This window comes from Acinetobacter sp. YH12132, assembly GCF_013418645.1.
Lineage (GTDB): Bacteria > Pseudomonadota > Gammaproteobacteria > Pseudomonadales > Moraxellaceae > Acinetobacter > Acinetobacter indicus.
This window is the reverse complement of record NZ_VPBR01000003.1, coordinates 18,912-42,513: the sequence shown is the minus strand read 5'-3', so window position 1 is coordinate 42,513 and position 23,602 is coordinate 18,912. Positions and strand designations below refer to the sequence as shown.

At 46.3% G+C, this 23,602-nt stretch carries 21 protein-coding genes, 1 pseudogene and 1 riboswitch; of the genes and pseudogenes, 10 read left to right on the top strand and 12 right to left on the bottom strand.

Annotated features, from left to right (window positions below; genetic code table 11):
• The first annotated feature begins 27 nt into the window (after positions 1-27).
• Positions 28-1,491 (top strand): phospholipase D family protein, encoded by a 1,464-nt coding sequence (locus FTU67_RS04140; RefSeq protein WP_168383308.1) that lies wholly within the window; start codon positions 28-30, stop codon positions 1,489-1,491.
• A gap of 236 nt (positions 1,492-1,727) precedes the next feature.
• Here the strand turns inward: FTU67_RS04140 and FTU67_RS04135 are convergent.
• Both FTU67_RS04135 and FTU67_RS04130 read right to left on the bottom strand, forming a co-directional pair.
• Positions 1,728-2,107, bottom strand: a pseudogene (locus FTU67_RS04135) (transposase); the annotation flags it as partial.
• 201 nt (positions 2,108-2,308) lie between these two features.
• Positions 2,309-2,764: a hypothetical protein gene (locus FTU67_RS04130; protein WP_104470839.1), complete on the bottom strand. Its 456-nt coding sequence runs from the start codon at positions 2,762-2,764 to the stop codon at positions 2,309-2,311.
• A 183-nt stretch (positions 2,765-2,947) separates the two neighbouring features.
• On the opposite strand from FTU67_RS04130, the gene FTU67_RS04125 reads away from it, so the two are divergent.
• On the top strand, positions 2,948-3,373 hold the full coding sequence (locus tag FTU67_RS04125; RefSeq protein WP_180061443.1) for an RcnB family protein: 426 nt from the start codon (positions 2,948-2,950) through the stop codon (positions 3,371-3,373).
• 147 nt (positions 3,374-3,520) lie between these two features.
• On the opposite strand, the gene FTU67_RS04120 is transcribed toward FTU67_RS04125, so the two are convergent.
• The 4 genes from FTU67_RS04120 to FTU67_RS04105 all read right to left on the bottom strand — a co-directional run bounded on the left by FTU67_RS04120 (position 3,521) and on the right by FTU67_RS04105 (position 8,832).
• Entirely contained in the window at positions 3,521-4,018 is a 498-nt protein-coding gene (locus tag FTU67_RS04120) for a phosphate-starvation-inducible protein PsiE (RefSeq protein WP_180061442.1), read from the bottom strand.
• Positions 4,019-4,166: 148 nt separating this feature from the next.
• Entirely contained in the window at positions 4,167-5,948 is a 1,782-nt protein-coding gene (locus FTU67_RS04115; RefSeq protein WP_104484488.1) for an acyl-CoA dehydrogenase C-terminal domain-containing protein, read from the bottom strand.
• A 173-nt stretch (positions 5,949-6,121) separates the two neighbouring features.
• The gene (locus tag FTU67_RS04110) at positions 6,122-7,924 is read right to left on the bottom strand and encodes an acyl-CoA dehydrogenase C-terminal domain-containing protein (protein WP_180061441.1); all 1,803 of its coding nucleotides are present in this window, start codon (positions 7,922-7,924) and stop codon (positions 6,122-6,124) included.
• 296 nt (positions 7,925-8,220) lie between these two features.
• Complete coding sequence (locus FTU67_RS04105) at positions 8,221-8,832, bottom strand: hypothetical protein (RefSeq protein ID WP_180061440.1); 612 nt, start codon at positions 8,830-8,832, stop codon at positions 8,221-8,223.
• A gap of 134 nt (positions 8,833-8,966) precedes the next feature.
• Between FTU67_RS04105 and baeS the strand changes: the two genes are divergently transcribed.
• From baeS to FTU67_RS04090, 3 genes are all read left to right on the top strand, one after another.
• On the top strand, positions 8,967-10,637 hold the full coding sequence (gene baeS / locus FTU67_RS04100; protein ID WP_005180006.1) for a sensor histidine kinase efflux regulator BaeS: 1,671 nt from the start codon (positions 8,967-8,969) through the stop codon (positions 10,635-10,637).
• A 15-nt stretch (positions 10,638-10,652) separates the two neighbouring features.
• The gene (locus FTU67_RS04095) at positions 10,653-11,339 is read left to right on the top strand and encodes a response regulator (RefSeq protein ID WP_005180005.1); all 687 of its coding nucleotides are present in this window, start codon (positions 10,653-10,655) and stop codon (positions 11,337-11,339) included.
• Between the two features lie 261 nt (positions 11,340-11,600).
• Complete coding sequence (locus FTU67_RS04090; protein WP_104505830.1) at positions 11,601-11,867, top strand: hypothetical protein; 267 nt, start codon at positions 11,601-11,603, stop codon at positions 11,865-11,867.
• A gap of 69 nt (positions 11,868-11,936) precedes the next feature.
• Here the strand turns inward: FTU67_RS04090 and FTU67_RS04085 are convergent, their stop codons facing one another.
• The 3 genes from FTU67_RS04085 to FTU67_RS04075 all read right to left on the bottom strand — a co-directional run bounded on the left by FTU67_RS04085 (position 11,937) and on the right by FTU67_RS04075 (position 15,119).
• A complete protein-coding gene (locus tag FTU67_RS04085; protein WP_016658646.1) occupies positions 11,937-12,317 on the bottom strand; it encodes an MmcQ/YjbR family DNA-binding protein in 381 nt (126 codons plus the stop codon).
• Positions 12,318-12,392: 75 nt separating this feature from the next.
• On the bottom strand, positions 12,393-13,838 hold the full coding sequence (locus FTU67_RS04080; protein WP_016658647.1) for a YdiU family protein: 1,446 nt from the start codon (positions 13,836-13,838) through the stop codon (positions 12,393-12,395).
• A gap of 114 nt (positions 13,839-13,952) precedes the next feature.
• A complete protein-coding gene (locus FTU67_RS04075) occupies positions 13,953-15,119 on the bottom strand; it encodes an acyl-CoA desaturase (protein ID WP_005179996.1) in 1,167 nt (388 codons plus the stop codon).
• 228 nt (positions 15,120-15,347) lie between these two features.
• Here FTU67_RS04075 and FTU67_RS04070 point away from each other — a divergent pair, with 228 nt between their 5' ends.
• Complete coding sequence (locus tag FTU67_RS04070) at positions 15,348-15,839, top strand: META domain-containing protein (protein WP_180061439.1); 492 nt, start codon at positions 15,348-15,350, stop codon at positions 15,837-15,839.
• Positions 15,840-15,902: 63 nt separating this feature from the next.
• On the opposite strand, the gene FTU67_RS04065 is transcribed toward FTU67_RS04070, so the two are convergent.
• The 3 genes from FTU67_RS04065 to FTU67_RS04055 form a co-directional block, all read right to left on the bottom strand.
• Positions 15,903-16,616 carry a glycerophosphodiester phosphodiesterase gene (locus tag FTU67_RS04065; RefSeq protein ID WP_160241003.1) on the bottom strand — a complete coding sequence of 238 codons (714 nt, stop codon included), beginning with the start codon at positions 16,614-16,616 and terminating at the stop codon, positions 15,903-15,905.
• A gap of 145 nt (positions 16,617-16,761) precedes the next feature.
• A complete protein-coding gene (locus tag FTU67_RS04060; RefSeq protein ID WP_160241004.1) occupies positions 16,762-17,343 on the bottom strand; it encodes a cob(I)yrinic acid a,c-diamide adenosyltransferase in 582 nt (193 codons plus the stop codon).
• A gap of 93 nt (positions 17,344-17,436) precedes the next feature.
• A complete protein-coding gene (locus FTU67_RS04055) occupies positions 17,437-19,281 on the bottom strand; it encodes a TonB-dependent siderophore receptor (RefSeq protein ID WP_005179986.1) in 1,845 nt (614 codons plus the stop codon).
• Positions 19,282-19,318: 37 nt separating this feature from the next.
• A riboswitch (cobalamin riboswitch) is annotated at positions 19,319-19,540 on the bottom strand.
• Positions 19,541-19,685: 145 nt separating this feature from the next.
• On the opposite strand from FTU67_RS04055, the gene FTU67_RS04050 reads away from it, so the two are divergent.
• The 4 genes from FTU67_RS04050 (at position 19,686) to FTU67_RS04035 (ending at position 23,570) form a co-directional block, all read left to right on the top strand.
• Positions 19,686-20,330, top strand: coding sequence for a phosphoribosylanthranilate isomerase (locus FTU67_RS04050; protein WP_104470884.1), 645 nt, complete (start codon positions 19,686-19,688; stop codon positions 20,328-20,330).
• Complete coding sequence (trpB, locus tag FTU67_RS04045; RefSeq protein ID WP_005179981.1) at positions 20,311-21,555, top strand: tryptophan synthase subunit beta; 1,245 nt, start codon at positions 20,311-20,313, stop codon at positions 21,553-21,555. Before FTU67_RS04050 ends, trpB begins: the two co-directional genes overlap by 20 nt.
• Before the next feature lie 336 nt (positions 21,556-21,891).
• Complete coding sequence (locus tag FTU67_RS04040) at positions 21,892-22,410, top strand: DUF1543 domain-containing protein (protein WP_180061438.1); 519 nt, start codon at positions 21,892-21,894, stop codon at positions 22,408-22,410.
• Positions 22,411-22,577: 167 nt separating this feature from the next.
• Positions 22,578-23,570: a DUF2804 domain-containing protein gene (locus FTU67_RS04035; RefSeq protein WP_005179978.1), complete on the top strand. Its 993-nt coding sequence runs from the start codon at positions 22,578-22,580 to the stop codon at positions 23,568-23,570.
• Positions 23,571-23,602 lie beyond the last annotated feature (32 nt).

Here is a 23,602-nt window from a genome sequence, read left to right as displayed (position 1 = left end):
TGAGCTGATTGGGTTAGGTTTTTTCTTATGCGTATCTTTCAACGAATTCACAATAAACTGAACTGGTCACCACGGCGTTATCTGGGCGTGATGATGGGCCTGCTGGCGTTAAGCTATTTATCCTCGGCACTGTATCATACCTATAAGCCCTTACCGGATGGTTTGAATTATGCGGGACCACTACGTCATGCCGAAGTCAAATTTCTGGCCGATCAGACCTATCTGGATGCACAGGGCCAGCAGCATTATGATCATCAGATTTTTAATGAAATGCTGCGCCTGATTGATGAAGCACAAAGCTTAATTGTGCTGGATATGTTTCTATTTAATCCGCAAACCGGAGCATCACAGGCCCAGCATCAACCGCTCAGTCAGCAATTGACCGATGCACTGATTCAAAAACGCCGTACCCAGCCGGATATTGAAATCAAGCTGATTACCGATCCGATTAACTCGGTTTATGGCGGGCTTGCGCCAGAGCATTATCGGCAACTGCGCCAGGCCGGAATTGATGTGATTGAAACCAATTTAACCCCGCTACGCGCTTCCAATCCGATGTGGTCCGGGTTCTGGTACATCTGCTGTCAGGGCATCCGCAATAATCCGGATGCCGGCTGGCTGGCCAATCCGTTTGGTGAGGGCAAAATCACCCTGCGTAGTTATTCCGAGCTGCTGAATTTTAAGGCTAATCACCGTAAAACCATTGTGGTTGATACCTCGGACGGCTGGGAAGCTCTGGTGACCTCAATGAATCCGCATGATGCCAGTTCCCATCACTCCAATGTGGCGCTGGTGGTCAAAGGCAACACCGCGGTAGATATTCTGAAAACCGAGCAGTCGGTGGCGCTCATGTCCGGCAGCAATATTCCCGGGGTGATTGTCGGTGAGTTTCAGGCCGCTGCTACTGAACCTCAGGTGCAGGTACTAACTGAAAAAGCCATTTATGATGCGACCTTAAACCTGATCAATAGCGCTAAAGCCAATGAACAGATTGATCTGGTGATGTTCTATCTGTCCGAGCGCCAGATTATCAAAAGCCTGCTTGCAGCCCATGAGCGTGGGGTGAAATTGCGGGTGCTGCTGGATGCCAATAAAGATGCGTTTGGTCTGGAAAAAAATGGTGTACCGAACCGGCCAGTGGCAGCAGAATTACATCAGGCTGGTATTCCACTGCGCTGGTGTAATACCCAAGGCGAGCAATGTCATAGCAAAATGCTGATCAAGCGCAATGCCCAGCAACAGGAGATGATTTTAGGTTCGGCCAATTTCACCGCGCGGAATTTAAAAAATTATAATCTGGAAACCAATTTACGCGTGTTAGGCCCGGCTCAAGCACCGGTATTTCAAGATGCCCAGCAGTATTTTGATACCGCCTGGTCAAACTTAAATGGCCGTCAGATGAGCGTGGATTATGCCCAGTATGCCGATGAATCGACGCTGAAATATGGGCTGTATCGTTTAATGGAATGGAGTGGCTGGTCGACGTTCTAATCTCCCTTATTCCACGCTTCTGTTTGGGAGCCGTGGCTTCTGCTTATAAGAGAGCTGGAAGAATGAGTTTTCTTCCACCTTGTAGAGAGGGTTAAGGAGGATGTAGTGGTCAACAAATATTGGACACAGTTTTAAGTTTTTGTTCAGCCTCATAAGGGCTGATCCCTTGATTAAAATGATGTGGTCGGATGCGGTTGTAGTACTGCATTAAATAAAAACCAATGTCTGCTTTAGTGATAGTAACTTGAACGCAGAATACCAAAGGCACGACAGACCAACTCAACAGGACGTAACTTTCTTAACTGGTCTATCAGTGCATATGTTTGAACTCGTCTGACATTAAGAGAGCTGTAGCCTTTTTTAGAATCATCTTCTCCTGTTCGAGCTGATAAATACGGGCTTCAAGTTCTTGTATCTTGCGCTGTTCAGGAGTTAAAGCATTTACTACTGGAGTTTGTCCGCTACGTTCGAGTTGAAGCTGGTCAACCCAGCGTCTCATAGCAGTTTGACCAACATCTAAAGCGCGGCAAGCCTGTAAGATAGAATAGCCCTGATCGAGTACAAGGCTAGCAGCTTCAACTTTAAACTCTGGAGTAAATGTACGTCTTGGTTTCATAAGCACCTCATTGGTGAATCTATTATCACCTAATTTGGTGTCCAACTTTATTAAACCACTACAGGAGCAATTTCCTTTTTCTTACAAGGGGAGTTAGGAACAATAGCTTTTTCTCCTCCTCGTAAGAGAAGGTTAGGGAGACACGCTTTCCTTAACCTTCTAGGAGAGAGTCAGGGAGAGGTCAAGATTAAGGTTTAACGCTTAGTTTGGCCCCGGATTCGGTGGTACCAGTTCATCCAGATCTTTATCAGACAGCTCATCCAGCTCGCTCAGGTCGGTTTTAATTTTCCACTGGCTTTCATCCTCAACTGGATTCGGCAAACGCGCTTCCAGCCAGTCGCAGACCACATCGGGCGGGAAATCGGCATGGTTACACTGGATTACCCAAGACAGGAAATCTTTGGCTTCACCATTCATATAAGGTGGTGGCGATACCGGTAAAAACTGCGTTGGCAAACGTTCATTCTTGGAAATATAGTTCAGCACATGACCCAGTTCCTGTACGGTTTGCCAGGCCAGTGGGTGTGCTACATTAATCTGAAATTTAAACCACCATGCCTGAGCACCATCTGTGCCATAGGCATCGATCAAGTTTTTTTGAACACTGGGTACTTTGCAGAAATATTCATAAAGACGATCAAAACTTAAATCAGACACAAGCATGAACCTAGTATGAAAAAAAGCGAGTGTAGCATAAAAGTAGGCCATTATTTTCACTGAGAAATACGGCCGATCTACCGCCATTCATCTAAAAAACTTGTATAAAGCATGCATGTTCATTTTTTATCCTTAATCCTGTTTTATAGTAAAATCAATAGGCTGATGTTTGGGAGTCGGGTAGTGAAAAGAATACAAGCAGGTTTATGGTTAGGCATTGGATTGTCTGCCATCTCGACATTATCGCTGGCCGATACCAATCGCTGGGCCAGTTATCAGGGTGTGGAGCGTAAATCGCATGTGCAGCATTATCCACAGCATCGCCCGTCTTATCCGCAGCACAGGCCGCCACAATATTATCCACCACGTCCGCATTGGGACCATCAACCGGTACGTCCGGGCATTAGTATTCAATATCAGGCGCCCACCACCATTTACCAGAATTCGCAAAGTTATAGTTGGGTCAATGGTGATCCGAATGTAGCCCGGATTGAAAGCAGCACGCAGACCATCATTACTGACTGGCGCCGTTTAGGTTTGCCGGCTCCGCCAAATGGCAGCTACTGGATTTATGAAAATGGTCGTTATATTTTGGTGCCAAACCGTTAGATCATCCGGAGCGCTCCAGCGCTAAGGAAAACTATTTGAACCAAACTGATGATCTGGTGAATCTTCACTCAAAAATCAGCGCGCCGTAGTGGTATCCAGGCGCGCTTTTTGTTCTTCAGATTTGAATGATGGATGTGATTTTGGTGTTTAGGCCAGTTCATCATCTTCCGGGCGTGGGGTCTTGCCTTGTGGCAACGGTTTTTCACTGTGTTTATCCCGAATTACCGATGGATAATTCCAGGAGGCAAAACGTACCACCAGAATCGCAAAGGCTAGAATCAGAATCGAACCGGTAATAATTACTAGGTCAATATCCGCTTTATGGTCGTGCTGGATATCGGAAATCAGCAGCCGGGTCAGGGCGGTAATGGCAATATAAATCAGGAAGCGTACTGGCATGTGGTTGGTTTTAAAGTAAATACCAACCATGGCGCCGAGTTCCAGATAAATGAACAGCAGTAAAATATCATCAATCGTGGCATATTGTTTGACGGTCAGAATATCGACCACGGTATGGCCGGCCGACCAGATCACCATACAGCCAATTACGAACAGGGCAATATAGTGAAAACTTTCAACGGCCAGATTACCCAACCGGTCGAGGAGGGTTTCTATTTTTTCTACTTTGGGATGCTGTGCTGTCATATGCTCCTCCTGATTCTGCTGAATGAATAAGAAAAACTCATGCAAAAACTGTGCACAACTACAGGAAAAGTGGTGTAAAAACAGCAGGAAAACATGGATGCTATAAAAAAACGCCTGACAGTGCAGGCGTTTTTGAGAGATAAAAAGCTTAAGCCTGATGAGTGAAATAATCTTCCGAGAATTTCATGATCACATCAGAACCGGCTTTGATACGGGTAATTCGCATTTCCAGTTCTGGCAGAATGCGTTGTACAAAGTACAGACCCAGCGCCAGTTTGTTCTGATAGAACTCACCCTGTTTGGCCTGCGCTGCTTGGGCAATACGGGCAAACATATAGGCAAAGCTGAGCAGACCAACCGCGTGTAAATAATCGACCGCTGCTGCATTCGGGAATTCTGCATTTTCAGACGCCGCATTCAGAATGTATTGCGTTACCGATTCGACTTCTGTAGCTGCATCTAAGGTCGCATCTTTAATGAAGTTCAGATCGGCATCTAACTGGTTGGCAAAGTCACGGATTTCAGCAATATATTCTGTAATATAGGCGCCCTGACATTTAATGGTTTTACGGCCAATTAAATCTTGTGACTGGACGCCATTGGTACCTTCATAAATTTGCGCAATACGTAAATCACGTACACATTGCTCCATGCCCCATTCACGGATATAGCCATGACCACCGAAGCACATTTGCGCATCCAGTGTTGCCTGGAAAGCGGTATCGGTTAAATAGGCTTTGGCAATAGGCGTTAGCAGCGCCACACGGTCATTGGCTTTTTTCACCGCGTCTGCATCAGTCGAGAATTTGGTGATGTCCAGCTGTTGGCCGACATAGACTGCAAAGGCACGTGATGCTTCGTTGTTGGCACGCACATTCAAGAGCATACGACGTACATCGCCATGTACTAAAATGCTGTCAGCCGGTTTGTTTGGTGATTGTACACCTGAAGCGCTGCGGCCCTGTAAACGGTCAGTCGCATATTGTGCTGCATTCTGGTAAGCAAATTCAGAGGCGCCTAAACCCTGAATACCCATTGACAGACGTTCATAGTTCATCATCACGAACATGGCTGCCAGGCCTTCGTTTTCTTTACCGACCAGATAGCCTTTGGCACCATCAAAGTTCATGACACACGTGGCAGAGGCTTTAATCCCCATTTTGTGTTCGATAGAGCCTGGGCCAACCGGGTTACGTTCACCGAGTGAACCATCGGCATTGACCAGGAATTTCGGTACGATAAACAGCGAAATACCGCGTGAACCGGCAGGTGCATCTGGGGTTTTGGCCAGTACCAGGTGAATGATGTTTTCAGCCAGGTCATGATCACCACCGGTAATAAAGATTTTGGTCCCGGTAATGTTATAGCTGCCATCTTCGTTGCGTTCCGCTTTGGTTTTAATAATCCCCAAATCGGTACCGGCATGTGGTTCAGTCAGACACATGGTGCCAGACCATTCACCTGAATAAATTTTTGGTAAATAGGTTTCTTTCTGTTCCTGAGAAGCATAGCTGCTCAGTGCCATGCCCGCACCGACTGACAGCAGTGGATACAGCATGAATGACGGGTTGGTGGCAAAAATCATTTCATCTGACAGAACGGTCAGCATTTTTGGCATGCCTTGACCGCCCCATTCTTCATCGGCACCCAGGCCAATCCAGCCGCCTTCAGCATATTGCTTGAATGCTTCTTTAAAACCGGCCGGGGTAGTTACGCTGCCATTGTTATATTGGGCACCTTCTTCATCACCAGTACGGTTTAAGGGCAGGGTAACGTTCTGGGTAAATTTGGCCATTTCTTCAAGAATGGCTTCTGCGGTTGCAGCATCGAGGTGGGCGAGATTTTCGTTATTTTGCCAGAATTGTTCTGCTTGGAAGACATCATTCAGGATGAATTTCATATCGGCAAGCGGTGCGTTATAAATTGGCATAGTTCATTTCACCTGTTTCTTGTTTATTCATAGTGATCAGGTCAGTCTAAACGATGAGATTTCAATTGATTAGACGACGAAAGGTTAATATAGCGTGATAAATAGAGAAAAAGGACCGCCAACAGCTGGCCGTCCTTTTTACATCCATTACAAGTTACTACACATCACGTGCATTAGAAGGCGAAGTGTTCAGCATCAAGCGCCATCAATGGATCCAGGCCAGTCGCAATCACGTCAACATGTGAGCGTACACGTGGCAGGATCTTCTTGAAGTAGAAGCGTGCAGTGGTCACTTTGGCATTATAGAAGTCGACATCGGTAGTACCTGCAGCCAAGGCTTCTTGTGCAACCAGTGCCATACGTGCCCAGAGGTAAGCCAGCGTCACATAGCCAGAGAAGTAGAGGTAATCGACTGCTGCAGCACCGACTTCTTCAGGGTTTTGCATCGCACGCATACCAATTTGCATGGTCAGGTCGCCCCATTCTTTGTTCAGCGCGGCCAGCGGTTCAACAAACTCTTTCATGCCGGCATTGTCTTTGTTGGCTTCTGCGAATTTGTGAATGATCTTGGTGAAGTCTTTCAGCATCGCGCCTTGCGTACCCAGAACCTTACGGCCAAGCAGGTCAAGTGCCTGAATTTCAGTAGTACCTTCGTACAGGCAAGAAATACGCGTATCACGTACAATCTGCTCCATACCGTGCTCGGAAATAAAGCCGTGACCACCAAACACCTGTACACCGTGTTTTGCAGCTTCTGAACCGGTTTCGGTCAGGAAGGCTTTGGCAATTGGTGTCAATAAAGACAGGATGTTGTCGGCAAATTTACGGTCTTCTTCCTCAGCAGCCTGCTCAACCACATCTGCATATTGAGCCAATAAGTAAACCAGCGCACGGCCACCTTCAGCAAATGCTTTTTGGGTCAACAGCATATTACGTACTGCTGGATGCACAATAATCGGATCGGCTTCTTTTTCTGGCGCTTTCGGACCAGACAGTGAACGCATGGCCAGACGGTCTTTTGCATACGCCAAAGCGCCCTGGAATGAAGATTCAGATGCAGACAGACCTTGTACTGCAGTACCGATACGCGCCGTGTTCATGAAAGTGAACATACAGTTCAGACCACGGTTTTCAGGTCCAATCAAGTAACCTTTGGCGTTGTCAAAGTTAATCACGCAAGTCGCGTTACCGTGAATCCCCATTTTGTGTTCGATCGAGCCACAACGCACAGCATTACGCTCACCGATTGAACCATCAGCATTCAGGTTGAATTTCGGTACGATGAACAGTGAAATACCTTTGGTGCCTTTCGGTGCACCTGGTAAACGTGCCAGAACGATATGGATGATGTTCTCGGCCATGTCGTGCTCACCAGCAGAGATAAAGATTTTCTCGCCAGAGATCGCATAGCTGCCATCCGCATTTGGTTCCGCTTTGGTACGGATAATGCCGAGGTCAGAACCGGCATGAGATTCGGTCAGACACATGGTTCCGGTCCAGACACCTGATACCAGATTTGGCAGATAGGTATCTTTTTGTTCTTGCGAACCGTGGTGCTCAAGGGTACGTACTGCACCATGAGACAGACCCGGATACATACCCCAAGCCCAGTTTGCGGTACCGACCATTTCAGAAATGGTAATGCCCAGAGAGTTTGGTAAACCCTGACCGCCGTACTGTTCTTCGGCAGATAAAGACGGGAAACCCAGTTCGATATATTTTTGATACGCTTCTTTAAAGCCAGTCGGCGTGGTGACTACACCATCGTTCCAGGTACAGCCTTCGCGGTCGCCCACCTGGTTTAAAGGAGATAATTCATTTTCACAGAAGTCAGCAGCAGCTTCTAAATATTGGTCAACCAACTCACGGCTTACGTTTCCAGAGAATGCAGGGAGTTTTGCATAATGTTCTTCAGTATTTAATAGTTCATGCAAAACAAATTGCATATCACGTAGTGGCGCTTTGTATTGTGGCATATCGGGTTCCTCAATACTGGTTTAACCAGCGGTTATAATCCTAAATCAGTGAGTTCACGCGCCTTCACAGGCGCATCTTGAATGTTTTAATCGTGCAACATCTTCTAATTGGGTACAAGCATTTCAATGGCTTTTCTTGGTGACTGTAAAGTCAAAGATTTTTAACTTGAAATAGCTAAGTGTATTGAGTGTAAACAGATTTATCGGTATAGGAAGTGGACAAATAGTCAAAAACGTAAACAGATATGTCCAATAAAAAAGGCGCACCATGCGCCTTTTTTATTTGCTGACTTCGCTTAAGCCACTTTGGCCGGAATGGTCACAGCGGTATTCGGTTTAAAACGCAGGCTGCATTGACCATTGACCGATTTATCCCCCAGTTTAATCTGGACAGTCTGACCGGCTGTTTTGCCGTTACAGGCATTGGCCATAGCCTGTTGACGGGCCTGACGCTGTGCCAGGCGCTGATCATACTGTTTCACCAGTTCGGCACGTTTGGCATCGGTTAAGGCACCCGTCTGAGCAGCATGCTGTTTAAACTGGCGTACATCGCCACGCATTGGACGATGTTCACGGCTGTGTTTAAGCTGCTGGCGTTCCGGCGTAAATATTAGGGTACAGGTCCCATTCACGGTTTTTTCACCGGCTTTGACCTGAACCACCTGTCCGGCAGCTTTGCCTTCACAGGCCGTTTTGATCTGCTGCATCATCTGGCGGCGTTCAGTACGCAGCTGCTGCCATTGTTCACGCTGTTCCGGGCTTAGGCGTGCATGTTTGCCGTGCATGGAATGAGCCATAGGGCCTTCACGTTCCGGCGTTGCTGTACTATTGGTTGACTGACAGGCTGTCAGTGTTCCGACACTGAGTAAACCCACTGAAACAAGCGCAATTTTTGTCATCGTTTTCATGATTATTGTCTCCACACAGAACCGCGATACAGTTATCTTTAACTGCGACAAGAATAAATAATAAAGATGAAGAAACAATGGAGAGTTTTTTCAAACACTGTTCGCTACAATAGTGAAATAAAAGAAAAATTGAGATGAGTGTTTTGAAAATACGCCGGATTCCAATCGCCCTGCGCCTGTTTTTGACTGTGCTATTGACCGCGCTGGTCATTTCCACGGTCAGCCTGTGGGTGCTGCACTGGAATATGCAACGCAATTTCACCAAATACGTGGCCGATGTCGAAATGCAGAAGCTGGATCATGTGATTCATAATCTGGCCGGTGTGTATGGCGTCTATCATGATTGGGGCAATGCCATTCAGGCACAAATCCTGCAAATTGAAGGGCAGGCCGGCCCGGAAGATTATGACCGCCTGTCGCGCTGGTGGTTGCGCCGTCAGTACGATATTGCCTTGCAGCAGCGTTATTTTGAAGAACATACCTTAATGAATGTGGCACCAACGCTGGCTGAACCAGATCCGCAGAAACGCCAGGCCTCGCAGGAGGAACTAAAATGGCTGGAAATGAATCTGCCTTCCGAGTACCGTCCCTTTGAAGGCCTGAAATTTCCTTTAAGCGCGCAGCAGAATACCACCCGGGTTAATCAGGGCAGTGCCCAGAACCCGCGTCCGAATCAGCCACAATCGGATGGCAAAAAACAGTTTATTTCCATGCCGGACCGTTTGGGTCTTAGCTCGCGTCTGGCTTTATATGATGCCAAACGCCAGTTTGTGGTCGGTGAGCCGGCAGAAGGACAAATGTCGTATCGCCCGATTTTAATGAACAATCAGGTGGTCGGCTATCTGGGTTTAAAACCGGTGCTGGATCAGGATGATGCGCTCAGCATTAATTTCTTTAGCGAACAAAAGCGTTATCTGCTGCTGATTTATGGTCTGTCCTTTATTGCCAGTTTACTGGTGGCCTGGTTATTGGCGACCTATTTTAAAAAGCCGATTCAGCGTCTGCTCAATGGGACCCGTGAACTGACCAAAGGCAATTATCAGTATCAGGTGAAAGTAAACCGTAATGATGAACTCGGTGATTTATCTACAGAGCTGAATCAGCTGGCAGTCATTTTAGATCAACATGAAACCTCACGCCGGCAGTGGGTGGCTGATACCTCACACGAATTAAAAACCCCGCTGGCAGTGTTACAGGCCCAAATTGAGGCTATGCAGGATGGTATCCGTAAAGCCACACCGGAACACTTAGATGCAATGATGCGTCAGGTCAGCAGCCTGAAAAAACTGACTCAGGACCTGGCTGATTTAGCCCAGGCCGAAGCCATGCAGCTGAAATTCTATCTGGCCTCAATCAACCCTTGGCAGGTGATTGAACAGGAAGTCGAGAATTTCCGGCCGAAGTTTGAACAGGCCGAGTTAAGCGTGCGTCTAGAAGGTGAAGCTGTGCCTTTACAATTAGATATAGACCGCTTTAAACAAATTATGGTGAACTTGATTGCGAACAGTATTCGTTATACTGAGGCCGGTGGGCAGGTTCATATTCATAGTGAGCAGACGGCAACAGAATGGAGTGTCTATGTCGATGACAGTCCATTTGGCCTGACCGATGAACAGCTAGCCCGTTTAGGCGAGCGTTTTTACCGGGTGGATGATTCGCGTACGCGGAGCACTGGCGGTACCGGTTTAGGTCTGGCGCTGTCTGCTAAAATTGCGCAGGCCATGGGGGGCCAGCTGAGTTTTGCGCATTCGCCATTGGGTGGCTTGCGCTGCAAACTGACTTTCCCGATTCCGACCAAACAATAAAAGGAAAAGATATTCATGAAACATGTCATGCTGGTTGAAGATGAAGTTGAACTCGCTCAATTGGTCCGCGACTATCTTGAAGCTGCTGGGTTTGAGGTCAGTATGTTTCATGATGGACAAGAAGCCTATAACAGCTTTTTGCAGCGTAAACCGAGCCTGATGATTCTGGATCTGATGGTGCCACGTATGGATGGGCTGACCATTTGCCGTAAAGTACGTGAGCAGTCTGATTTACCCATTATTATGGTTACGGCGCGTACCGAAGAAATTGACCGGGTATTAGGCCTGAATATGGGTGCAGATGACTATATTTGTAAGCCATTTAGTCCGAAAGAACTGGTGGCACGTGTGCAGGCAGTGCTGCGTCGCTTAGACCGCAAGGCTGAACCGGAAACCAATGATTTATTCCGGATGGATAAAGCCCAGCAACGGATCTGGTATCAGCAAAAAGCACTGAACCTGACCCCGACCGAATTTCGTTTACTGGAACTGTTTTTAGAGCATGTTGGGCAGGTTTATTCCCGTGCCCAGTTGCTGGATCATATTAACCCGGACAGTTTTGATGTTGCAGATCGGGTGATTGACAGTCATATCAAAAACCTGCGCCGCAAGATTTCCGAAGCGGCAGAAACCGGTAATCGTCATGAGTGGATTCAGGCAGTCTATGGGGTTGGCTACCGTTTTGAATATCCGGAAGATTAATTTCATGCGGAGTAAAAAAGCGAATAGATATGTGTCTATTCGCTTTTTTTATGAAAGTAGGTTGTACGTTTAGTACCAGAACCATGATCAATCAGCAGACTGATCAAGCATAAGACCAAAATAAAAGGGGGTATTTCTAATATTATAATTTTTAAATGAATTTAATTTTTAACAAGAATATTTTGTAAATTTTAATAAGCCTGAAAATTGAAGTAAATAAAATTCCAGTATAATCCGCAGCCCGCTTTTGGGAATTTTTCTATGCACGTCAATACTGAGCTTGTCGCACGCTTAATTCAGCGCAATATCACCCCCGCGATACACTATTTTGAACAAACCCAGGATAGTTCCCGCCTGGAACATCAGATCAACTTCTGTGTACAGCAGATTATTGTCTGTTTAAATTCCGATACAGTGGCCACCATCAAAGCACTATTGCAGTATTTAATTGCAAAAAGCCAGCACAGCAGTGAACATTCAGGGTGGCGCAAAGCCTTTGAGTTGTTCAATGATAAATATAAAGTTTAATCGCTGATTTTACATACGAGAGACAGGATTAAACTGTGGGCACGATTTATCTCTGTGTTTTTGCCCGAGCTAAACACGCGAGCCTACAGTTTTGAGTAACGCTATACGTTGTCGATCCAGTTTCTTGAGTTTGGACACCACCAACGCATAAGAATTCAGCACTAAATCTTCGATTAAAGCTTCATCCAGCTCTTCATCTTCATACACTGAAATCCAGTGCTGTTTATTCATATGCCAGCCGCTACGAATATACGGATAAATATCACGCAGCATGGCACCATGATCTGGCGCTACTTTTAAATTAATGGCCGCTTGTCCGTGCAGATGAAACTGTAACATAAAGACTTTATCCTGCACTTTAAACACATCACAACCCTCACCAAAAGGCTGGGTCACTGTGACTTCAGGCAGGGTAGTAGCGACTTTTGCCGCAAGTGGATGCAAAGCCATACGCAATTTAGGTTGAAGGGCACTTTGTGGATAATGCTGAAATTATCCACAATTTACCAGGCTAATGTGGATACTTTAAGACGAGCAGCTGACCATCACTTCAGGCACATCGCTTGGCAGCGGCGCTAAATCTTCCGGTTTTTCCAGCGCAGTCTGTCGGGTATAGGGTTGACTGAGCAGGCGAAATAAACGCTCGACTTCAGAAAAATCATCCCGCTCGGCCAGTTCAATTGCTTTTTGCGCCATATGGTTGCGCAGGATGTAATGTGGATTGACGGCGGTCATGGCGGCATCCAGTTCATCGGTATCCTGATGTTCACGAATACGCTCATATTGCGTCAGGAAGGCTTCAAACTGACGGCGGTCCAGGCAGTCATCTTTAATCGTTTCATAGTCTTTATGTTGCAGGCGAATAAAGCTCTGGGTGTAATCCAGCTGCTCGCTTTGCAAGATTCTTAAAAAAGCCATCGCACAGTCAAAGCTGTCTTTATGGAAGCTGGGTAAGCCCATTTTCTGGTTTAAACCATGCTTGTAGTGTTCCAGGAAGGTCGGTTCAAAATGGGCCAGACATTGAGCCAGATCCGTTTTCCATTGCTCTTGGTCATCGTCTGCCGGACAAAGTGGAATCAGGTTGTTCAGCCAGGTCCACAAGTTCCAGTGCCCAATACTCGGCTGCTGCTGATAGGTATAACGTCCCTGATAATCGGAATGGTTGTTGATCCAGTTCGGACGGAAGCGCTCCATAAAACCGTAAGGGCCAAAATCCAGGGTAGAACCGGTGATATTTAAATTATCGGTATTCATCACCCCATGGGCAAAGCCGACCAGCTGCCATTGGGCAATCATCACTGCGGTACGCTGCACCACCTGTGTGGCAAAAGCTAAAACAGGCTGCTCGGCCTTCAGACATTCCGGATAATGCCATTCGATACATTTCTGGGTAAATTCAGGCAGTAAATCTGGCTGATATTGATTGATCCATTCAAAATGCCCCAGCCGAATATGACAGTCCGAGGTACGTAACATCATTGCACCCGGTTCCAGTTTTTCACGCTGTACCCCTTGGGTGGATGAAGTAAATCCCACGGCATTACTGGAAGGTACGCCCAAGGCATTTAAGGCATGACCGGCCAGATATTCACGAATCACCGAGCGTAACACCGCGCGACCATCGCCCATCCGTGAATAAGGGGTAGCACCGGCACCTTTTAAATGCAGATCAATGGTCTGCTGATGCTGGTCAACAATCTGGGCAATCAGTAAACCACGTCCATCACCGAGCTGACCGGCCCATTGCCCGAATTGATGCCCGGCATAAACCATAGCCAATGCCGGAAATTCAGCAAATGTTTTCTGGCCGCTACAGATTTCGACCCACTGTGCTTTGTCTTCATTTGACCATTGCAGTTCATCGGCCAGTGCTGCATTGAAATGCCCGGCTTTGGCGCCTTTTAAAGGCAGCGGTTGTTGCTGGTGATACAGACGGGAAGGCAGGGTAGGATAGCGCGAGTTAAATTGCATTGCAGAACAGCCATTCAGAACAGGCCTTCACTATAACAAACTTGGCTGGAGAAAAGTGTCGTGTTTCCGAATAGAAAAAGCCTCCATCAGGAGGCTTTTTGCAGGGCTTTGGTATTATTGTGAAACCGGATTCTTTTTCAGGTTGCGCATCAGAATGTTCAGGGTTTCCCGATGATGGGTTAGACGCTGTTCCACAAGCTGGAATTCAACTTTCAGCTTGTCATCCATTTGATGGATTTTTTCTGCCACTGCCGATTTCTTGGCCTGAATTTCCTGCTCTTTTAATTTGGCCCAGTCATTCAAGGTGTGGGTAAAGGCTTCATATTCTTGTGCCAGACGCTGTTTGACGCTGCTGATGTCGTCATTGACATTGTGGCCATATACCGCCAGGTCCTGCTCGGCATATTTGAACTTCATCGCCAGTTCCGCTTTTTTAATATTAAAGCTTGGAATACGGCGCAGGTTCTTTGCCAGACCCAGTTTCGAACAGCTCCAGATTAACCATTTGGTCGGGTCATATTGCCACCATTTCACGCCATTACGGTAATCGTACTGGAAGATATGGTGATAGTTATGATAACCCTCGCCCCAGGTGGCAATAGCCAGCCAGAAGTTGTCACGCGCCGTATTTTCGTCGGTATATGGACGTTTGCCCCACATATGACACAGCGAGTTAATAAAGAAGGTCACATGGTGGCTCAGAATCAGACGCATCAAACCGCCTAAAAGTAAAACACCCCAGATGTCGCCCACAGCCCAGCCAATTGGCAGCAAGATGCCAACATGTACCAGAATCACTAAAGGCACATAGTATTTATGCTGGAACATCACCAGTTTGTCATTCAGCAAATCTGGCGCATTTTTATAGTTCGGTTCTGCTGCCGGATAGTCGCGCAGCATCCAGCCTAAATGGGCGTACCAGAAACCGTTATTGATCGAATACGGATCTTTATCGACATCATCGACATGACGGTGATGGGTACGGTGACCTGAGGCCCAGAACAGGATACTGTTCTGTACGGCAAAGGTGCCCATAATCATTAAAATGATTTTCAAAGGTAAAGTGGCTTCATAGGCACGGTGCGCCCATAAACGGTGATAACCTGCTGTAATACCCAAGCTGCTAACGCCAAGTAAAACAAACATGCTGATCCAAGCTGCAAGGCTAAAATCATGGTGGTAAGCATATAACGGGATGGCAATGATTGCGACAATTGGCAAGAACACCAGAGCAAAAACGGCAACCCAGTTAATTGGGGCTTTGGGTAGGGGAGCATTCATCTCCAACAGTACTCCTGAAAGCTGGGGAGGTGTAAAGAAGTGCTTAATCCATTACTTTTTGTATGGAATAAGATTTGAGCATATTAGCATGCGCGTTTCGGCGTCACTAGCATTATTGTACAGATGTATTGTACTAAACAGTAACAGAATAAGATTGAAGCTTCATTGATTTTATCGAAGGCTGCGGCATGATAAAGATAAATCCTTGATCAATGCGAAATCAATCACATGAGATACCGTAAAATTAGTTTAATTTTGCCGTATTTGATCGCGGTGGTTTTCATTACGGCCTGTCAAAGCACACCGCCGTCTTCTACAGCCTCCAAAGTCCAGTCACAGCCACGTGCGGTAAAAGCACCGGCAGCGGTTAAACGCAGTAGCGATGGTCTGCAGGATATTCGCTGGGAAATTCAAACCATTCAGGGGAAAAAGGCACGTTATTTTCATGCCAGCCCGTATTTAATGCTCAATTCCCGTTTTCAGAATCTGCAGGGCAATACCGGCTGTAATTCTCTTTTCGGCCGCTATCAGCTGCAGTTCAGTCAGGGCCGTTTAAGCCTGAACAGCCGTGCCACGCATAATAGTTGTGATCATGCGCTGGCGCAGGAAGCCGACTTGATGGATGTCTTGCAACGGGTCAAACGCTTCCAGTTACAGGGTAAAACCTTATATTTGCTGGATGAGCGCGGGCTAATGCTGATTCAGGCCAATCAACGCTAAATAGAAGTTCAATCAATATAAAATCAGCCTGTAACATGCAGGTTGATTGAGCATCTGTTTCTATTAAATATGCTGCATCATTAGTTTTGGAAAATCGGTAATTAATCCGTTAATGCCTAAATCTTTCAGCTGTTTGGCACGTTCTACTTCATTCACCGTCCAGACACTGACCCCCAGTTGTGCTTGCTGGGTGGCCTGAATCATACGCGGGGTCGCCAGTTCATTCATCCAGCCAATCTGGCAGCAGCCAAAGTGCAATGCCTGTTCAATCGCCTGTTCCTGAATATCTTCTTCAATCAGTAAACCGCGCTTAAAGGTCGATTGCTGCGCCTGTAAGGCCTGATGAATTTTCAGGTCAAAACTGGTAATCACAGCAGAATGTTCAAAGCCTTTGAGCTGCTGGTGCAAGGCCAGGGTCAGCTGTTCAGCCTGTGCCTGGGTTTCTACCGCTTTAATTTCAACTTCAATATGTTCAAAGTTCTGGATTAGGGCCAGGGTCTGGTTTAAATACGGGGTGATTTCAAAATTCGACCAGTTTTTCCAGCCATAGGCCTGATTATAATGATGTAAATCTTGCGTGCTGCATTCATACAGCGGACGGTCCTGACCGGTGGTCCGGATCAAATGATCATCATGCATAATGACCAGTTGATGGTCTTTGAGCTGACGTACGTCAAATTCGACAGCGCGTACGCCTAAATCCTGAATATACTGAAAACCGCCCAGGGTATTTTCCGGGGCTTCGCCGCGGGCACCACGATGTCCAATTATACGCATAACAGGCTCAGCGTTTGGAGAGGAAGTTTCATTGTGAGCCTTTAAGATGACCAGGATGTGACAGCGCTATTGTGCGCTGATCTTAAATTTATACAAGTCAGATCAGCGCATATTTTCATCAATTTTTTCTATGAAAATTACGGCTTTATTCAATCGTTTCGTTAATGTTTTTTTGCCACAGCACTTCAGCGCCACCTTCACTGCGTTGCAGGGTGCGTGAAGCCACAAATAACCAGTCAGATAAACGGTTTAAGAGCTGCAAAGACGTGGCCTGAATATTCTGGTCACGGCTATGCACTGACATCACGCTACGCTCAGCACGGCGGCAGACAGCACGGGCCTGATGGGCATAGCTACACGCCAAGGTGCCGGCAGGCAGAATAAAGTCCTTAAGCATGGGCAGGGTTTCATTCATCCGATCGATGTCGTTTTCCAGAAACTCGATTGATACCGGTTGTACCAGAGTAAAGCCCGGAATGCAGACTTCACCGCCTAAATCAAATAGCCAGTGCTGAATCAGGCTTAAAGATTTATCCCAGCTGGCTTTGTCCTGAATGGTGCTGGCGGCAATCTGTGCGCGCAGTACGCCAATGGTGGCATTCAGTTCATCGACATCGCCGAGTGCAGCAATGCGTAAATCATCTTTGGCAACACGTGAACCATCACCCAGACCGGTGGTGCCTGAGTCGCCAGTACGGGTATAGATTTTACTTAAACGGTGGCCCATAGCTGTTCCTTGAATTTTTAATCATGTGAATATAAAAAGGATCATGCCACAGTCACGACATGATCCTCAAAATTTATATGTCCTTTGGGGCGTTTAGTATTTAACCGTTACGCCGACAGAGGCGAGGCGGCCGCCGTTGATGTAGTAACTACCACTACCATAGGCTGTACGATATTTACTATCACTAACATTTTGAATATTGGTAAATAATTTGATGGCTGGATGAAGTTGGTAATAGCCACTCATATCTACATTGAAATGGCCTGGAATTCTGACATCATCATAAGCACTGTTATCTGAAGATGAGTTCGCTGTTAAAGTGGTAGATAAGCCAAACTGTTCTTCAGCCCATCCTAGGGTAAGGGTTGCTTTCTGGCGTGGTCTACGGCTTAAGTCTTCACCGGTAGTATCATCTTTGGCCCGTACATAATGGTAGCCTGTTTTAATAAAAGCATGTGGGGCTTGCCAATTCAGATACAGTTCACTACCTTCAAAAATTGCACGATCCAGGTTTCTAAAACTGTAGCCTGTCGCTTCTGTGGCATCAATTAGATGATCTACCTGATTTCGATACAGGGTAATGCCTGTTGTCAAGCCATGATTGAGCTGTTGATCTAGGCCAATTTCGAAAGAAAGACTTTCTTCAGGTTTTAAATTCGGATTGCCGGATGAGCTATAAAGTTCGTTTAGGTTTGGTGATCGGAAAGCCGTTCCAACATTGGTATAAAGGCTGGTTTGAGGCAGAAGTTGGTATCGGGCTGCAGCCTGGCCGATAGTATGTGTACCATATTTTTCATGATCTTCAACACGGATACCTACTTGGGTATTCAGTGTATTGGTCTGATATTGATGCTGGAAATAATAGCCCAGTGAATCTAGATCAGTTTCATATTTTTGACCATAAGACAGCACATTACCCTGAATATTTTGATGTTGTGTACCAATTAGAATTTGCTGGGCAGAGTTAAGCTGTAATTTTGCATATAATTCTGCTTCTCGAGTTTGACTGGAAGCAAAGTCAAACTGTCCCATAAAATTAGGATCATTTTGATATAAGTCATCTTGGAACTGGGAAAGGCGAGCATTCAGTTCAAGTTGTGGCTTTAATTTTACATGACCTTTTAGATTAATAATTTCTGTTTCAAAGTCCTGATTATTTAGAGCACCAAAATTATCATATTTAATATTTCCCTCATTTTGCTGATAATCCAGAGAAACAGCATAGTTTTGTTGATCTACACCAAGTTTGGCGCTATAGCCTTTCTGATCAAAAGCAGCAGTTTCATGACTGGTTTCTTTAATTTTTGTCCCATCTGTTTCTAAACGCTGGCCACGAATTTGAGCATAAAATCCCTGTTCTGCCAGATCAGCACCGATAACAGTTTTATAGGTAGAATTTTCACCCACTTCAGTTGTTAGCAAGGCTTGGTTTTTTTCAGGTGTTTTTGAAACCATTTGAATGACACCACCAATTGCATCTGTGCCGTATAGAACAGATGCAGGGCCTTTTAGAACTTCAATTTGTTGAATATCGGTGGTATCTAAGAAAGATAAAGAGGCCATACCTGAAGAGGCTGTATTTAGACGGATGCCGTCACGAAGTACGAGTGTATGGTTAGAGTTGGTTCCGCGGGTAAAAATTGAAGACACTTGCCCAAAACCGCCCGATTGCACCATATTGATGGATGCATCGGACATTAAAAGATGGGGGAGTTCCGCAATTGGAGATTGCTCTAATATGTGTGGCTCAATAATTGAAATCCGCGCAGGCACATTGCCAATCTTCTCTTCAGAACGAGTAGCTGTAACCACCAAGGTATCCAGGGCCGCATTGACGGCAGGTTGCTCTTGAGACTCCGTAGCAAAGACAGAAGTTGAAAACCCCATCGCAAGAGCGATTGCACCTACCAAGGCAGTAGGTTGAAATTGAATAGACATGATATGTGCTCCATACATTCACCCCACGTGAATGATTGAGTTAAAGGGCACAACAAGCAGGTATCCGGACTTCAATGTGGCGCCAAGCATCTTGATGATGACCTGGACCTATATATCCACCTTCCCATATCTGAATACAGTGGTGTAAATCGCATGATTTAAACTGATATATGTTTCATTGTTACCGTTGCGGGGGCAGTGTTGGATTTTCACCAATTTCCCTAAAGCCAAGGCTTAAACTTGCTGTGAAACGGGCGCAGTATAAGTGCCGTATGCATTTTAAACAACTTGTGCAAGAATTATCAGGCTGAACTTTACTCAAGTGAAAAAATTTGCATTACAATGAGCCGGCCCCATATTTATAGATAGGCTATAAAGCGGGCATTACGAGAGCCAAACAAGTTATGCGAACCCGTGCCAAAATTTGCGGCATCACCCGGGTTGAAGATGTACATGCCGTCGTCAACAGTGGTGCAGATGCAATTGGTTTTGTATTTTATCCTCCAAGTCCGCGCAGTGTGAGCGCAGAACAGGCCAGCGTTCTGCTACAGGCCATTGCGCCTTATGTACAGGTGGTGGGTTTATTTGTAAATAGCTCAGCCGGTGAGATTCAGGCCATTCTCAATACAGTCGCGCTGGACATCCTGCAATTTCATGGTGATGAAAGCCCGGAACAGTGCCAGTCAATTGCACAGCAGGTTGGACGTCGCTGGTACAAGGCGATTCAGGTTAAACCGGGGCTAGATGTGGTGGCTGAAATTCAAAAATATCAGCAGGCCGGTGCCAGCGCTGTACTTTTAGATGCCTGGCATCCTGAATTAAAGGGCGGAACCGGGCACAGCTTTGACTGGAGCAGCTTTCCCCAACTGGATATTCCACTGATTTTGGCCGGTGGATTAAACCCTGACAATATTGAAGACGCCATTCACACCACAGCCGCGTTTGCTGTAGATGTGAGCGGAGGCGTAGAATCCGCAAAAGGTATTAAAGACCAACAACTCATAGAACGCTTTATGCAAGGAGTCCATCGTGGATCAGCAAACTGTTAATACAGAAAAACAGGCAATTGACTATACCCAGTTCCCTGATGCAAAAGGGCACTTCGGTATCCATGGCGGACGTTTTGTGTCAGAAACCCTGATGGCGGCTTTAGAAGACTTGGAAAAGCTCTATTTCCGCATGAAGAATGATGAACAGTTTCTGGCAGAATTCGACCGTGATCTCGCTTATTACGTCGGTCGTCCAAGTCCACTGTATTATGCTGAGCGATGGTCGAAAGAGTTGGGTGGTGCACAGATTTACTTAAAACGCGAAGACCTGAACCATACCGGCTCGCATAAAGTGAACAACACCATTGGTCAGGCGTTATTGGCCAAACTTTCAGGTAAAAAACGTATTATTGCCGAAACTGGTGCCGGTCAGCATGGTGTGGCGACAGCAACCATCGCGGCGCGTTTAGGTCTTGAATGTGTAGTGTTCATGGGTGCGGAAGATGTGAAGCGCCAGGCCATGAACGTGTATCGTATGCGTTTGCTGGGTGCCAAAGTCGTCGCGGTAGAAAGTGGCTCTAAAACTTTAAAAGATGCCATGAATGAAGCGATGCGTGACTGGGTCACCAATGTCGATTCAACCTATTATGTGATCGGAACTGTGGCGGGTCCACATCCCTATCCGCAACTGGTGCGTGATTTCCAGTCCATTATTGGCCGTGAAGCACGCCGTCAGATTCAGGAACAAGCCGGCCGTCTGCCGGATGCACTTGTGGCCTGTGTGGGAGGTGGTTCTAATGCTATGGGCCTGTTCTATCCATTCCTGAATGATCAGGAGGTGAAAATGTACGGTGTTGAAGCGGCGGGCTTAGGCATTGAAACGGGGAAACACTCTGCGCCATTGAATGCCGGTCATGTCGGTGTCCTTCACGGCAACCGTACTTACCTGATGTCAGATGAACAAGGTCAGATTATTGAAACCCATTCGATTTCTGCTGGTCTGGATTATCCGGGTGTGGGTCCTGAGCACAGCTTCCTGAAAGATATGCATCGTGTGGATTATGTGCCAATTAATGACCAGGAAGCTTTACAAGGTTTCCGTGACCTGACCAAGATTGAAGGCATCATTCCGGCATTAGAAAGTTCACATGCGATGGCGTATGTAACCAAGCTGGCGCCAACCATGTCGAAAGATCAAATTATTATTGCAACGGTTTCAGGCCGTGGTGATAAAGACTTGATGACGGTAGCGCGTATTGATGGCGTGGAAATGGTGGATATGTAAAAAATCTCCCTAACCCTCTTTAAGAAAGAGGGAATAGCCCTCCTTAGTAAAAGAGGGTTGGGAGGATTTAAATCGCATTCAAGCAATTGGGTGCGATTTTTTTATTGTTGTAATGAAAGTTCCCCACTTTTTTAAAGGAGGGACGAGGGGAGGATTATTATTCAGATCCGATTTTTGACACAAATTCAGGCAATTATAATTCATCCAGATTTTCCCTTACTTTGGAAAAGCCCAAAGTAAGCAAAGACTTTTGTTGAGCAGACATCCCTGTCGCCAACGCGTATCATATTGCTGATTTATCTTCTACCTGGTCAAAACCATCTTCTGGAGTCTCCCATGCCAAGTCTGTTTATCGTTATGTTGGGCGGTCGTCATGCCCGCGCCAATACCGAAGTGCATGATGTGGTCCTTGCCGTGGCTGATACGCTGGAAGAGACTTTCCCTCAGCTAAGACAGGCCTGGTTTGGTGAGCAGCAAGGCCTACATATTGATGCCTGGGCGCAAATCAATGGGGTGGAATTTGAAGGCCAACAATATCAGCTGAAATTTAGTAATGCGGCCCCGAATCAGGCACATGAAAAACTCTGGCTAATCAATTTAGGCGGCTACGATGCGCGTGAATTTGGCGAATTGCATCGCTATGTTCTGGTGGTTGCACAAAATGCCATGGTGGCCAAACAGCGTGGCAAGGCATATTTTGCTGCACACTGGCAAAAGCAGCATACTGACCGGGTGCTGGATGTCGATGACTGCATCGCCATTGATCAGGTGCATGGCCGTTATGTACAACTGGTGGCCGGGGAGTTTGCTGGAAACCGCTGGGAAAATACCTATTTGCCTATTTCAGAATCCTGACTGTAGCAGACTTAAGCAATTGGTTTGGCTTGGATATTGTGAAAGAAAGCAATCTATGTTTTTGTTATTGTTTAGATAAAATAATCTTATTTTTATTTTTCTGGCCAGATTTTATAGGCATAATAAGGCGGTAGCTACAGTGTCTCAAACCACATGGAATGTCGTACATGGATTTAATACAACAGAATGGACAGCCACGTTACGGACGTTTTAAGCAATTACCGACCAGTATCCAATACCATCATTATCAATATAAAAGCCCCTATGGTGATGTGCTGTCTGGTTGGCGTAAACGATTAAAATATAAGAAATTTAAATTTTGTTGTATTCAGCATGAGCACTATACCATTGGCCTGGCCATTGTTGATATTGCTTGGGCCGGGCATGGTTTTGTTTATATCTACAATCATTTGACCGGTGAAGTGCTGGAATGGGATGCGATCAGTTTTCTGGCCCGGCATACGGTGCTGGACGAGCAGCCGCTGTTTAACCATAGTCATTTTCATAAAGCCGGTTATCAGCTGGATATTCAGCATGCCAATGGAGTGCGTTATATCCGGGTGACTAAATACGGCGAACTGCGTCTGAGTGCGCGAATTTTCTGTGCCGGCACTGATCCATTAAGCATGTGCAGTCCGAATGGGATTAATGGCTGGACCTATACCCAAAAGCTGACCACGCTCGGCTGTGAAGGTTTTTTTATCAACAAGCAGGGACAAACCATCCAGTTTCATGACAAAACTTTTGTTTCTCTGGATGATACTTGTGGTTTTTTACGACCGGAAACGGCCTGGTTCTGGCTGTCTTGTAATTTCTGGGATGCCCAGAACAAGCGGGTCGGCATTAATCTGGCTTCTGGCGTCAATGAAAGTTTTGGCAATGAAAACTGTCTGTGGGTCAATGGCCGCCTGTATCCGCTGGCAGATGTGTTATTTGAGCAGCAGTCAGATAACCAGTGGAATATTGTCTCGCTGGATCAAAGCCTGAATTTAACCGTGACCACCGGCTGGCGCCGTTATGAAAATCTGAACCTGCGCCTGGTGGGCAGCCAGTTTAGCCAGTGGCAGGCCAAAGTCAGCGGCACCATTGTGCAGGATGATCAGGAAATTGTGTTCCTGAATGAATATGCCTTGCTGGAACAGCATTATGCCAAATGGTAGATCTTCGTCGCTGCTCCTTCTCACCAAAAAGC